We start from the raw sequence: 12,667 nt of genomic DNA on the forward strand, positions 1-12,667 counted from the left end.
CCCCCTGTGGGAGCGAGCTTGCTCGCGATAGCGTCAGGACAGTCAGCACAGCTGTGACTGAACCGCCGCTATCGCGAGCAAGCTCGCTCCCACAAGGAGGTTATGTTTCAACCCTGATCTTGCGAGGTTTCACCGGATGCGAATCCTCGGCATCTTTTGCTTGTTGCTGGCCCTGGGCGGCTGCAGCTCACTGCTGTTCTACCCCGAGCGCGGTCTGCCGTTTACCCCCGAGCGGGCCAAGCTCGAGTACCGCGACGTCACCTTGACCACCGCTGACGGCCTCAAGCTCCACGGCTGGTGGCTGCCGGTCAAGCCAGGTGTCGAGGTCAAGGGCACGGTGCTGCACCTGCACGGCAACGGCGGCAACCTGGCCTGGCACCTGGGCGGGAGCTGGTGGTTGCCGGAGCAGGGTTATCAGGTGTTGATGGTCGATTACCGGGGCTATGGTGTGTCCGAAGGCGAGCCGAGCCTGCCGGCGATTTACCAGGACATCGACGCCGCGTTCCAATGGCTCGACCAGTCGCCCGAGGTCCAGGGCAAGCCGCTGGTGCTGCTCGGCCAAAGCTTGGGCGGCGCGCTGGCGGTGCATTACCTGGTGGAGCATCCCCAGCGGCAACGGCAGCTCAAGGCCTTGGTGCTCGATGGCGTGCCGGCCAGTTACCGCGACGTCGGACGTTTTGCCCTGAGCACATCGTGGCTGACTTGGCCGTTCCAGGTGCCGTTGTCCTGGCTGGTGCCGGACGGTGATAGCGCGATCAGTTCCGTGGCGCAATTGAATGGCGTGCCGAAATTGATCTATCACAGCCTGGATGATCCTATCGTGCCTCTTTCCAATGGCATCCGTCTGTATCAAGCTGCGCCCCCGCCCCGGGTCCTGCAACTGACCCGCGGCGGGCATGTGCAGACGTTCGCCGACCCGACCTGGCGCACCGTGATGCTGCGCTACCTCGACGACCCCCAGCACTTCGACGGCCTGCGCCGCCTGGGCGAGGTCCCGAATTACCCGAAATCACCCGTTGAATCTGCTGAGAGTGCGCAATGAGCGAAGAACGTAACGCCATCCCCCTGATCATCACCGGCATCTGCAGCATCCTCGGTACCGTCGCGGTGCTGTGGTACTACGGTTACCTGCACTTCGCCAAGCCCGAGGACGCGTTGCTGCTCGACCAATTCACCCTGCTCAAGACCGTGCCGGGCGAGGACTACAAGATCTCCCTGGAGCCGGCTCCCCAGGTGGCCCAATGCATCGACGGCGTGCTGGTGCTGTTTGACACCCAACAGAAAGGCCTGACTGGCGTGCTGATCAACGAGAAGAAGCGCGCGGTGCGGTGCATGGGGCAGGAGACGCCGCAGAAGCTTCTGCCGTGAGCCATTCCTAAGGGCGCCAGCAATCTCCTGTGGGAGCGAGCTTGCTCGCGATAGCGATAGGACAGTCAATACAGCTGTGACTGACATACCGCTATCGCGAGCAAGCTCGCTCCCACAATTTTTATGCATGTCAGCCAACAAAAAGCCCCGCCTGACGAAATCAGGCGGGGCTTTTTTGTTGCACTCAGCCGATCAATTGGCGCTCATGGTCGAACGCGGGGCGACGGGTTGGTTGTCGTTGGAAATGGTCACTTCTACCCGACGGTTCATGGCGCGGCCCGAGACGCTGGTGTTGTCAGCGACCGGGAATTCCTTGCCATAACCCTGGGTCACGATACGGGCTGGATCGACGCCCATCTTCACCAGTTCGGTGCGCACGGAACCCGCGCGGCGTTCCGACAGCGACTGGTTGTAGGAATCCGAACCGGTGCTATCGGTATAGCCTTCGATGATCACCTTGCGGTCCGGGTTTTCCTGGAGGAACTGGGCCAGTTTGTTCACATTGACCAGGCCGCTTGAGCGCAGGTCGGACTTGTTGGTAGCGAACAGCACGTCGCCGAAGGTCACCAGGGTGCCGCGTTCGGTCTGCTTGGCGTTCAGGCTGTCCTGCAGTTGCTTGATCTGCGCGTTACGCGCATCGAGCAATGCACGGGCGCGTTCGTCGCCGGCGTTTTTCAGCTCGGCTTCGGCGTTGCGCAGGGCGATGGTCTGCTTGGCCACTTCAACGCGCTGGTTGGTCAGGTAGGCCAACTGGTCAACCTTGGCTTCGTCTTCCTTGTCCATATAGGCTTTGTCGGCCTTGGCCAGGAAGTCGGCGGCGTCCTTGGTTTCCAGCGCAGCCACCTTCGTCGCGGCCGGGTCAGCCTGCAGGCCGTTGTAGTTGGTGCGGGCCTGTTCCAGGTTGGCGTTCGGGTCGTGGGAGCAAGCGGCCAGGGCTACGCAGGCAGCGAGCAGGGCGGGCATCATCAAGTGTTTGTGCATCATAGTCTGTCGTCCTTTTATCAATGAGAAGTACGTCGTGGCGTGAACGGTTTACTGAACCTTGTTCATGCCTTCCTGACGCAGTTCCTGAACCCCTTTCTGAGAATCCTTGAGTGCTTGTTCGGCCTTGGCGGCCTGGGCCTTGCGCTCGGCGACGCGGGCATCCCACTCGGCCTGTTCGGCCAGACGCTTGGCTTCGTCGTATTTCTTGTCGTGCATGGCGATCTCGGCCTGCTTGAGCTTGTCCTGGGCCGACTTCATTTCCACGGCGGCAAATTCGGTACCGCCGGCGCTGACTGCGCTGTTGACCGCCGATTGGGTCACTGCGTATTGCTCGGAAGGAGGATTGCCAGCACAGCCGGCCAGGATGAAGCTGCTACCGATGGCCAGGGCAGCCAACTTCAGGCCGCGCAGGCCAGTGGATGAGGGTTTGGCAATGCAGGTATTCATAGGCTTCAACTCCATTGGGGAAACTCCTGAAAAAACGACTGATCCATGCTGGGACCGAAGCCTTGACGTCTGTTTTGGCGCTGGCGCCAGGGCGCGTTTATTTAAACGACTGTTCCAGTATGGTTACTGGGTGTGACCCGAGGCTTTTTTCAAAAGTTCAGCAAAGATGGCCACTCGCCAAAAGAATTACTGACTGATCGGTCAGCGCTCGAAAAGCTGAACTTTCAAGGCGCGCAGCGGTATCCACGGCACTGGGAAAGGAAAAGACAGTGCCGGGAGGCCGCCATTCGCAAGGCGGAAATCAGTGTTTAGATTTGTCGTTCTGCGAGGAGAGTTCGTGCAGATGACGGCGGGACAAGGCGAGAAAACGCGGGGTTGGCCCTACGTCTTCGTACAGCGGGTCACCTTCTTCATCGGTGGCCACCACCTGCGAACCCTTGATGTAGGGGAAGCTCGCTTCCAGCTCTTCCAAGGCCGCGCCGATCAATTCGCCCAGCAGTTCTTCGGGGTGGCGCTTGGGGTACATGTCGCAGATCGCCGCCAGGCGTGCGGCGGCTTCCACGTCCAGGTGAATCGTGTAGCCAGTCTGGGTCAGGCGACCCTTGGCGTTTTCTTCCCAATGCTGGGCGAGCTCACGAATTTTCATGATGGCCTCAATAAGCCTGCTCGTGGCAGGCGGTGAGTGGCAAGCCGTTGTGTGGCTTACATATGAGACTAGCTTTGTCCGACAAGGTTTAAAGTCCCTTCGTCGCTTGTCATAACCGAGTTGCATCGGCACTCTCTAGGTCATACGTCTAACCCGATAGCTGTCCGGACCTTTTTGCTGGAGAACTGCTGATGACCGATATCGATGCCCGCTTGCGCGAGGATGTCCACCTGCTCGGCGAGCTGCTGGGCAACACCATCCGCGAACAGTACGGGGACACGTTTCTCGACAAGATCGAGCAGATCCGTAAAGGCGCCAAGGCGGATCGACGCGGTTCCGTGGACGCCGAGCTCAGTGCCAGCCTCAACCAGTTGAGCGAGGATGAATTGCTGCCGGTGGCGCGGGCGTTTAACCAGTTCCTCAACCTGGCCAATATCGCCGAGCAATACCAACTGATCCACCGTCGCGAAGAGTCGCAACCGGAACCGTTCGAGGCGCGCGTGTTGCCCGAGCTGCTCGCCCGCTTGCGCGCCGAGGGCCATGGCGCCGAATCCCTGGCGCGGCAATTGGGGCGGCTGGAGATCGAACTGGTCCTCACGGCCCACCCCACTGAAGTGGCCCGCCGCACGCTGATCCAGAAGTACGACGCCATCGCCGCGCAACTGGCGGCCCAGGACCACCGCGACCTGACCAGCGCCGAGCGCGCGCAAATCCACGAGCGTCTGCAGCGGCTGATTGCCGAGGCCTGGCACACCGAAGAAATTCGCCGCACCCGGCCGACCCCCGTGGATGAAGCCAAATGGGGCTTTGCGGTGATCGAGCATTCACTGTGGCAGGCCATTCCCAATTACCTGCGCAAGGCCGACCAGGCTTTACACGCCGCCACCGGGCTGCGCCTGCCGTTGGAAGCCGCGCCGATCCGCTTTGCTTCGTGGATGGGCGGCGACCGTGACGGCAACCCGAATGTGACCGCCGCGGTCACCCGCGAAGTGCTGTTGCTGGCCCGGTGGATGGCGGCGGACCTCTACCTGCGCGACGTCGATCACCTGGCCGCCGAGCTGTCCATGCAAAACGCCAGCGAGGCTTTGCGTGCCCAGGCGGGCGAAAGCGCCGAACCCTATCGTGCGGTGCTCAAGCAATTGCGTGAGCGCTTGCGCGCCACCCGTAATTGGGCCCATGCATCCTTGAAAGAAACCACGCCGGCCACCGCCGATGTGTTGCAGCACAACCGCGAGCTGCTGGACCCCCTGGAGCTGTGTTACCACTCCCTGCATGAATGCGGCATGGGCGTGATCGCCGACGGGCCGCTGCTCGATTGCCTGCGCCGGGCGGTGACGTTCGGGTTGTTCCTGGTGCGTCTCGATGTGCGCCAGGACTCGACGCGCCATACCGCGGCGATGACCGAAATCACCGATTACCTGGGCCTGGGTCGCTATGAAGATTGGAGCGAGGAGCAGCGCATCAGCTTCTTGCTGGACGAGCTGAACAACCGACGTCCGCTGTTGCCCGCCCATTTCAAGCCATCGGCCGATACGGCGGAGGTCCTGGCTACGTGCCGGGAAGTGGCGGCGGCACCGGCGGCGTCCCTGGGGTCGTACGTGATCTCCATGGCCGGCGCGGCTTCCGATGTCCTCGCGGTGCAGCTGTTGTTGAAAGAGGCCGGCGTATTGCGGCCCATGCGGGTGGTGCCGCTGTTCGAAACCCTGGCCGACCTGGACAACGCCGGGCCGGTGATCGAGCGGTTGCTGCTGTTGCCGGGCTATCGCTCACGGCTGCAAGGGCCCCAGGAAGTGATGATCGGCTACTCCGACTCGGCCAAGGACGCCGGGACCACGGCGGCGGCCTGGGCGCAATATCGAGCCCAGGAACGGCTGGTGGACATCTGCCGCGAACAGCAAGTCGAACTGCTGCTGTTCCATGGCCGTGGCGGCACCGTGGGCCGTGGCGGCGGCCCGGCGCACGCGGCGATCCTGTCCCAGCCGCCGGGTTCGGTGGCCGGGCGTTTCCGCACCACCGAGCAGGGCGAAATGATTCGTTTCAAATTCGGCCTGCCGGACATCGCCGAACAGAACCTCAATCTGTACCTCGCCGCCGTGCTTGAAGCGACCTTGCTGCCACCGCCGCCGCCGACGCCCCAGTGGCGGCATCTGATGGACGAGCTGGCCGCCGATGGTGTCAACGCCTACCGCGCCGTGGTGCGCGAGAATCCGCAATTCGTCGAGTACTTCCGCCAGTCCACGCCGGAGCAGGAACTGGGACGCTTGCCTCTGGGCAGCCGGCCGGCCAAGCGCCGGGCCGGTGGTATCGAAAGCCTGCGGGCGATCCCGTGGATCTTCGGCTGGACCCAGACCCGCCTGATGTTGCCGGCCTGGCTCGGTTGGGAAACCGCCCTGAGCAAGGCACTGGAGCGGGGCGAAGGCGAGTTGCTGGGACAGATGCGTGAACAGTGGCCGTTCTTCCGTACCCGCATCGATATGCTGGAAATGGTGCTCGCCAAGGCCGACGCCGACATTGCCCGTTCCTACGATGAGCGTTTGGTGGAACCTGGACTGCTACCGTTGGGTGCGCATTTACGCGACCTATTGTCGCAGGCGTGCTCGGTGGTCCTGGGGTTGACCGGGCAGTCGCAGCTACTGGCACATAGCCCAGCCACGCTGGAATTCATTCGCCTGCGCAACACCTACCTCGATCCGTTGCACCTGTTGCAAGCCGAACTGCTGGCCCGCTCGCGGCAGCAGGAGGTGGCCCAGGGGAGCCCCGTGGAACAGGCGTTGCTAGTGTCTGTGGCAGGGATTGCCGCCGGTTTGCGCAATACCGGCTAAGGTTAGGCAGCGCACCGAAACGGCTCGTCCGGTGTCTCGGGGCGTGGTACTGGAGGGGAGGGAACCGGTCAGCCGGGCGACAGTTCGTGGTCCGGTTGCGCCTCTCGCCACCTCCTTCGAAGGTCGTATCGGGCGCGGGTTCCTCCGACTTTCGGCGGCTTGTGTGGGTCGGGCCTGCTGTGTATCTTGATCAGCCTTTGGCCGTTTGGGCGGTCACGATCCTGTTTTCCGAGATTGGCCCCACGAGGCGAATCCGAGCGTTTACATAAAAAAATTGAGGAGCACATCGATGCGCGTCATTCTGCTGGGAGCTCCCGGGGCCGGTAAAGGTACTCAGGCAAAGTTCATCACCGAAAAATTTGGTATCCCGCAAATCTCCACTGGCGACATGCTGCGTGCCGCGGTCAAGGCGGGCACTCCACTGGGCGTTCAAGCCAAGAGCATCATGGATGCCGGCGGCCTGGTGTCGGATGACCTGATCATCGCGCTGGTCAAGGATCGCATCGCTCAACCCGACTGCGTCAACGGCTTCCTGTTCGACGGTTTCCCGCGCACCATTCCCCAGGCCGAAGCCCTGGTAGACGCCGGCGTGGAGCTCGATCACGTGGTCGAGATCGCCGTCGACGACGAAGAGATCGTCCAGCGCATCGCCGGTCGTCGTGTCCACGAGCCATCCGGTCGTGTCTACCACACCGTCTACAACCCGCCGAAAACCGCGGGCAAGGACGACGTCACCGGTGAAGACCTGGTGCAGCGCAAGGACGACACTGAAGAAACCGTGCGTCATCGCCTGTCGGTCTACCATTCCCAGACCAAGCCGCTGGTGGCGTTCTACCAGGAGCTGTCGGCCAAGACGCATGGCAAGCCGAAATACAGCCACATCCCGGGCGTTGGTTCGGTCGATGCGATCACCGGCAAGGTGCTCGAAGCGCTGAGCTGAAAAGTCTGATCAGATGCATCAACTACGGCCCGCTTGCGGGCCGTAGTTGTTTATACTGGCGCACTTTTTTCCCACCTGATTTACGGACACATCGATGAGCACCTTGCTGGCCCTGGACACCGCGACTGAAGCTTGCTCCGTTGCCTTGCTGCACGACGGCAAGGTCACGAGCCATTACGAGGTGATCCCGCGCCTGCATGCGCAAAAGCTGTTGCCGATGATCCAGCAATTGCTCAGCGATGCCGGGACCACCCTGCTGGCGGTGGATGCGATTGCCTTTGGCCGTGGGCCGGGGGCTTTTACCGGCGTGCGCATCGCCATCGGTGTGGTGCAAGGGCTGGCGTTTGCGTTGGAGCGCCCGGTGTTGCCGGTGTCGAACCTGGCGGTGCTGGCCCAGCGTGCCTTGCGCGAACAGGGCGCCCGGCAAGTCGCGGCGGCCATCGATGCGCGGATGGATGAGGTGTATTGGGGTTGCTATCGCGAAACCGACGGCGAAATGCGCCTGGTCGGTGCTGAAGCGGTACTGCCACCCGAGGCTGCAGCTTTGCCGGCTGGGGCCGACGGTGATTGGTTCGGCGCCGGGACCGGCTGGGGCTATGGTGAGCGGATAGCCGTCAACCTCAGTGGCCAGGATGCCAGTCTGCTGCCCCACGCCGAAGACCTGCTGGCCCTGGCACGTTTTGCCTGGGCGCGGGGCGAAGCCATCCCGGCCGATGATGCGCAACCGGTGTACCTGCGGGACAAGGTCGCGACGCCCAAGTCCGAGCGGTAACTCGACAGCAACGGGTATTCAGGCGAACACCATTGTGGCGAGGGGATTTATCCCCGCTGGGGTGCGAAGCACCCCCCCCGACAGTGTTGTGCCATGCGCTCATTTGGCGAGTGCTGCGCACTCGAGCGGGGATAAATCCCCTCGCCACAAAGGATCCCTGCCACAAAGGATCCCTGCCACAAAGGATCCCTGCCACAAAGGATCCCTGCCACAAAGGCACTCCCTCGCCACACCGACCCTCCCCACCAAAAGTCATTTCCCCACCCAAAAGTCACGTCAAATATTGCCAGTCGTCACTTTTTCCGCCCGTTTTTAAACCTTTTTGACTTTATGTGTTCTAGTTATCACTTGCGCATTTGCGCGGCTGCGAAAGTGCCGCTAAATTGCCATCATTGATACCGAGCATTCTGTTATGCGTATAGACGGCGTTCCATCCCAGTCCTACCCCATCAAGCGCAAGCCTCGTGCAGGCAAGGCGACTGAGCCTGAGTCTTTCGAGGACATCGATGGCGAACTGGAATTTCCGTCTGAAGAGCAACTGGCCGCCCGTGCCGCCAAAGCTTCTGCGCAACGCCTGAGCAATCTTCCCGCCCGTCAGCAAGACATGCTGTATCACCGTTCCATGAGCCGCAGCGTGGCTACCGCCCTGGCCAGCTACCTGAGCACCGCCGGTTTCGTCGATTGGGATATGGAAGTGCTGGGACTCGACCTCTACATCTGATGGTGTTGCCTTATTACCTGGGCTGCCCGTCCTGGAGCGAAAACGCCTGGCGCGATTACCTTTATCCCCAGGACGCCAAAACCTCCGACTTCCTGAATCTCTATTCCCAAGTGTTCAATGCCGTGGAAGGCAATACGACTTTCTACGCCAGTCCCTCTGCGGCCATCGTCCAGCGTTGGGCCGAAACCATGCCCGGGCATTTTCGCTTCACTGCCAAACTACCCGGTGACATCAGCCACAATGGCGACTTGCGCGAACGCCTGACAGCCGCCGAAACCTTCGTACAATTGCTCAGCCCCCTGGGTGAGCGGGTTTCGCCGTTCTGGCTGCAATTATCCAAGGTCTTTACCCCCAATCGATTGCCCGAGTTGGCAGGTTTCATCGACGCCTTCGAGCGGCCGTTGGCCGTGGAAGTGCGCCACGATGAGTTCTTTGCCAAGGGCGATGCCGAACGGCGCCTCAATCGCCTGTTGCTCGACCGCGGTATCGAACGCATCTGCCTCGATCCCCGGGCGCTGTTCAGTTGCACCTCGACCGACCCCGGCGTGCTCCATGCCCAATCGAAAAAACCGCGAGTGCCACCGCGGCCGACGGCGTTCACCCAATGTCCGCAGGTGCGCTTTATCGGCCATCCCGTGTTGGAGGCCAACGAGCCATTCCTGACGCCCTGGGTAGAAAAAATCGCCGGGTGGATCGAAGAGGGGCGTACGCCTTATATCTTCCTGCACACCGCCGACAACCTGCTGGCAGCAAAGCTCGCCCAGCACTTTCACCGCCGCTTGATGAGTCGTTTGCCTGGCTTGCCGGCCCTGCCTGAGCTATATAGAGAGCCCGCCGCCGAGCAACTGGGTTTGCTCTGAGGCCTGATCCTTCTCTGCTCCGGAGCGAACAACATGGATGCGCAAACCCGTCGAGCCCAGGCGTTCAAGGCCTTGCACGAACGCGAAGAGGCTTTTGTCATTCCCAATCCGTGGGACGCCGGTTCCGCCAAGATGCTGGCCAGCCTCGGTTTCGAGGCCTTGGCGACCACCAGTGCCGGCCACGCTTTTTCCCTGGCACGGCCTGATGGTGCATTGGGGTTGGAAGACACCCTGGCCAACGTACGGGCGATTGTCGCCACCACCGACCTGCCAGTGGCGGTCGACCTGGAGAACGGCTTTGCCGACGCGCCCGAGGATTGCGCCCGCAACCTGCTCCGTGCGGCGCATGCCGGTGCGGTAGGTGGCTCCATCGAAGATGCCACGGGGCGCGAAGACAGCCCGATCTATTGCTTCGAGCATGCCGTGGCGCGGGTCAAAGCCGCTGCTGACGCCGTGCGCAGCTTGCCGTATCCGTTCCTGCTGACTGCCCGTGCGGAGAATTTCCTGCACGGCAATCCCGATCTGGATGACACGATTCGTCGCCTGAAGGCGTTTGCCGAGGCCGGTGCCGACGTGCTCTACGCCCCGGGGCTGAGTTCGGCCAAACAAGTGCTCGCGGTGGTGCAGGCCGTGGCGCCGAAGCCGGTGAATGTGTTGATGTCTGGGGCACTGGACCTGACAGTGGCGCAGTTGAGCGAGTTGGGGGTCAAGCGCATCAGCGTCGGATCGGCCCTGGCCTTGGCCGCGTATGGCGAGTTTTTCCGCGCGGCCGAGGAAATCCAGCAGCAGGGCACGTTCACGTTCACCCGTCGCTCGATGCCGTTCAAACAGGCCAACCAATTATTCAAGGGTTGATGCCCGAGGCAGTGTCGTGCGGTTTTTGAAAGGTTTAATGGTCGTGGCGCTGATCGTTGGCTTCGCCGCGCTGGCGGTATGGCGTGGCTGGCTGCCGCTGCCGCCACAGTGGAATCCCTGGGCGCCCCTGGATGTCAACCAGCCACCCAACCTGCTGACCCGCTACAAGCTCATGGCCCTGCGCAACGACCCGCAGCTGTGTGACCAGGCCCTCGCCACCTCGGGGCTGCGGACCGCTCGCCAAGCCGACAGTGGCGCCAATACGTCGTGCCCGTTGACCAACGTGTTGAGGGTGCAGGGTGGGGAGGTGGCACTGAGCAGCAGTTTCCTCGCCAGTTGCCCATTGGCGGTGGCGTTCGCGCTGTTCGAGCGTCATGCGCTACAACCGGCGGCAGCGGCGACCTATGGACAGAAAGTGACGCGGGTCGATCACCTCGGCAGTTTTGCCTGTCGCAACATGTACGGTCGGGAAAGTGGGGCGCGCAGCCAGCACGCCACGGCCAGTGCGTTGGATATCGCCGGGTTTCGCCTGGCCGATGGCCGCACGGTCAGCGTGCTCAGGGACTGGCCGAAGGACAACGCCGATGCGCGGTTCCTACGGCAGGTACGCGAGGGTGCCTGCGATATGTTCAGTGTGGTCTTGAGTCCGGATTACAACGCGGCGCACCGCAACCATTTTCATCTGGATGTCGGGCCATGGTGGATCTGTCGCTAGTGTCCTGAGCGGGTCAGGCAGCGATACGCAGGTTCTGCAGCACGATCGGGCGTGCCCAGCGGGTGTCGAAGTCCAGTTGCTTCTGCTGTGCCACGAGCTCTTCTTCCGGGAACGGCGGGAAGGGCTTGTCCAGCAGGTCGAGTTCGAATTCGGCAATCGGCAGGTGCAATGGACGCGGCTGCGGCGCCGGGCCAGGTTCAGGCAGCGGTTGGCCGGCGGCGAGGACGAGTGGGCGAACCCAGTGGCTCTCGAAGGTCTGCTGTTTTTGCTGGGCGGCGATTTCTTCCGGTGGGAAGGGCGGGAAAGGTTTGTCCAGCAGGTCGAGTTCGAATTCGGCGATGGGCAGGAACAGCGGCTCAGGCGGTTTGACCGGGGTTTCGATCACTTCGCAGGTGCGCTGGCTGACAATGTGTTCCAGCAGTTCGGCGCCGAGGGTTGGTTCAACCGCTTCATCGAGGGCGACTGGCTGATAGCTGCCAGGCGCCGGAGCGTTATCACCCAGTTGATCGGCCAGGGCCCGGGCGAAAAAATCTTGCCACAGGTGACTGACGCCGCTCAGGGCTTGGGTGTTTCGCAGGCTGTAATCGCCGTAAGGGGAGATAACGCCTATCGATGTGGATTGAATGTCTGACATTTTTCTCGGTCGACGCTCAGCTCTGGCAAAATGCCGTTCACCTTTGTTATCGGCCGTTTTTGCCGATCATTAATTTTTTGAGCATGTTTCCATGAATGAACAACGTCCATGAGTGAGCAACCGGTGGCCTGCCGCATCCATGTCCAAGCCTTGGCCCCCGCCTTCCAGCCCCAGGCCGAGCAGTGGGCCGAGCGGCTTGGCCTGCCTATGCAGGTGGACGATGGCGAGTTTGCCTTGCAGGTCGGCGAACAAGGGCTGCAATTGCAGCAACTGGGGCCGGACGCGCCGGGGCCGGTGCGGGTGGACTTCGTCGAAGGCGGTGCGGCCCATCGTCGGTTGTACGGCGGCGGCAGCGGCCAGATGATCGCCAAGGCGGTCGGGATCGCCCAGGGTGTGCGTCCGCGGGTGCTGGATGCCACCGCCGGGTTGGGCAAGGATGCCTTTGTGCTGGCCAGCCTGGGGTGTGAAATGAGCCTGATCGAGCGCCAGCCGCTGATTGGAGCGCTGCTGGAAGACGGCCTGGCCCGTGCGGCGGAGGATTTCGACGTGGCGCCCATCGTGGCGCGCATGCGCTTGCTCAAGGGCAATTCCATCGAGGTGATGCGCAACTGGGAGGGCGAGCCCCCCCAGGTCATCTACCTGGACCCGATGTTTCCTCATCGTGAGAAAACCGCCCTGGTGAAGAAGGAAATGCGCCTGTTCCGGCCCTTGGTGGGCGATGACCAGGACGCCCCGGCACTGCTGGCCGCGGCCCTGGCCCTGGCGACTCACCGGGTGGTGGTCAAGCGCCCACGCAAGGCCCCGTGCATCGAAGGGCCGAAGCCGAGTCATGGGCTCGATGGCAAATCCAGCCGGTATGACATCTATCCCAAGAAAGCGCTCAAGCCCTGAGGCCGCGTCGCC

14 protein-coding genes are annotated in these 12,667 nt (G+C 62.3%); 10 read left to right on the top strand and 4 right to left on the bottom strand.

All coding sequences use genetic code 11. The features are described 5' to 3' along the window. The first annotated feature begins 136 nt into the window (after nucleotides 1-136). Entirely contained in the window at nucleotides 137-1,042 is a 906-nt protein-coding gene (locus LOY70_RS05790) for an alpha/beta hydrolase (RefSeq protein ID WP_265034081.1), read from the top strand. Next, nucleotides 1,039-1,368, top strand: coding sequence for a hypothetical protein (locus LOY70_RS05795; RefSeq protein WP_123415556.1), 330 nt, complete (start codon nucleotides 1,039-1,041; stop codon nucleotides 1,366-1,368). Before LOY70_RS05790 ends, LOY70_RS05795 begins: the two co-directional genes overlap by 4 nt. 192 nt (nucleotides 1,369-1,560) lie before the next feature. Here the strand turns inward: LOY70_RS05795 and LOY70_RS05800 are convergent, their stop codons facing one another. The 3 genes from LOY70_RS05800 to LOY70_RS05810 all read right to left on the bottom strand — a co-directional run bounded on the left by LOY70_RS05800 (nucleotide 1,561) and on the right by LOY70_RS05810 (nucleotide 3,445). Continuing rightward, nucleotides 1,561-2,349, bottom strand: coding sequence for an OmpA family protein (locus tag LOY70_RS05800; RefSeq protein ID WP_123342964.1), 789 nt, complete (start codon nucleotides 2,347-2,349; stop codon nucleotides 1,561-1,563). A 51-nt stretch (nucleotides 2,350-2,400) separates the two neighbouring features. Then, complete coding sequence (locus LOY70_RS05805; RefSeq protein WP_025212082.1) at nucleotides 2,401-2,814, bottom strand: DUF4398 domain-containing protein; 414 nt, start codon at nucleotides 2,812-2,814, stop codon at nucleotides 2,401-2,403. A 286-nt stretch (nucleotides 2,815-3,100) separates the two neighbouring features. After that, the gene (locus tag LOY70_RS05810; protein ID WP_025212083.1) at nucleotides 3,101-3,445 is read right to left on the bottom strand and encodes a hypothetical protein; all 345 of its coding nucleotides are present in this window, start codon (nucleotides 3,443-3,445) and stop codon (nucleotides 3,101-3,103) included. A gap of 191 nt (nucleotides 3,446-3,636) precedes the next feature. Between LOY70_RS05810 and ppc the strand changes: the two genes are divergently transcribed. The 7 genes from ppc (at nucleotide 3,637) to LOY70_RS05845 (ending at nucleotide 11,130) form a co-directional block, all read left to right on the top strand. Continuing rightward, complete coding sequence (gene ppc, locus LOY70_RS05815; protein WP_265034083.1) at nucleotides 3,637-6,267, top strand: phosphoenolpyruvate carboxylase; 2,631 nt, start codon at nucleotides 3,637-3,639, stop codon at nucleotides 6,265-6,267. A 289-nt stretch (nucleotides 6,268-6,556) separates the two neighbouring features. Continuing rightward, a complete protein-coding gene (gene adk, locus LOY70_RS05820) occupies nucleotides 6,557-7,207 on the top strand; it encodes an adenylate kinase (RefSeq protein WP_265034084.1) in 651 nt (216 codons plus the stop codon). Nucleotides 7,208-7,301: 94 nt separating this feature from the next. Further along, nucleotides 7,302-7,979 (top strand): tRNA (adenosine(37)-N6)-threonylcarbamoyltransferase complex dimerization subunit type 1 TsaB, encoded by a 678-nt coding sequence (gene tsaB, locus LOY70_RS05825; RefSeq protein ID WP_265034086.1) that lies wholly within the window; start codon nucleotides 7,302-7,304, stop codon nucleotides 7,977-7,979. Nucleotides 7,980-8,391: 412 nt separating this feature from the next. Continuing rightward, nucleotides 8,392-8,700 (top strand): hypothetical protein, encoded by a 309-nt coding sequence (locus LOY70_RS05830; RefSeq protein ID WP_265034087.1) that lies wholly within the window; start codon nucleotides 8,392-8,394, stop codon nucleotides 8,698-8,700. After that, nucleotides 8,700-9,560, top strand: coding sequence for a DUF72 domain-containing protein (locus tag LOY70_RS05835; protein ID WP_265034089.1), 861 nt, complete (start codon nucleotides 8,700-8,702; stop codon nucleotides 9,558-9,560). The genes LOY70_RS05830 and LOY70_RS05835 overlap by 1 nt, the downstream gene beginning before the upstream one ends. A 33-nt stretch (nucleotides 9,561-9,593) precedes the next feature. Then, nucleotides 9,594-10,415: an isocitrate lyase/PEP mutase family protein gene (locus LOY70_RS05840; protein WP_265034090.1), complete on the top strand. Its 822-nt coding sequence runs from the start codon at nucleotides 9,594-9,596 to the stop codon at nucleotides 10,413-10,415. Between the two features lie 16 nt (nucleotides 10,416-10,431). Further along, the gene (locus LOY70_RS05845; protein WP_265034092.1) at nucleotides 10,432-11,130 is read left to right on the top strand and encodes an extensin family protein; all 699 of its coding nucleotides are present in this window, start codon (nucleotides 10,432-10,434) and stop codon (nucleotides 11,128-11,130) included. A gap of 13 nt (nucleotides 11,131-11,143) precedes the next feature. Here LOY70_RS05845 and LOY70_RS05850 read toward each other — a convergent pair whose 3' ends face one another. Beyond that, nucleotides 11,144-11,764 carry an energy transducer TonB gene (locus LOY70_RS05850; protein WP_265034094.1) on the bottom strand — a complete coding sequence of 207 codons (621 nt, stop codon included), beginning with the start codon at nucleotides 11,762-11,764 and terminating at the stop codon, nucleotides 11,144-11,146. Between the two features lie 108 nt (nucleotides 11,765-11,872). On the opposite strand from LOY70_RS05850, the gene LOY70_RS05855 reads away from it, so the two are divergent. After that, nucleotides 11,873-12,655: a class I SAM-dependent methyltransferase gene (locus LOY70_RS05855; protein WP_265034095.1), complete on the top strand. Its 783-nt coding sequence runs from the start codon at nucleotides 11,873-11,875 to the stop codon at nucleotides 12,653-12,655. Nucleotides 12,656-12,667 lie beyond the last annotated feature (12 nt).

The sequence above is a fragment of the Pseudomonas sp. B21-054 genome (genome assembly GCF_026016345.1).
In the GTDB taxonomy this organism is placed as follows: domain Bacteria; phylum Pseudomonadota; class Gammaproteobacteria; order Pseudomonadales; family Pseudomonadaceae; genus Aquipseudomonas.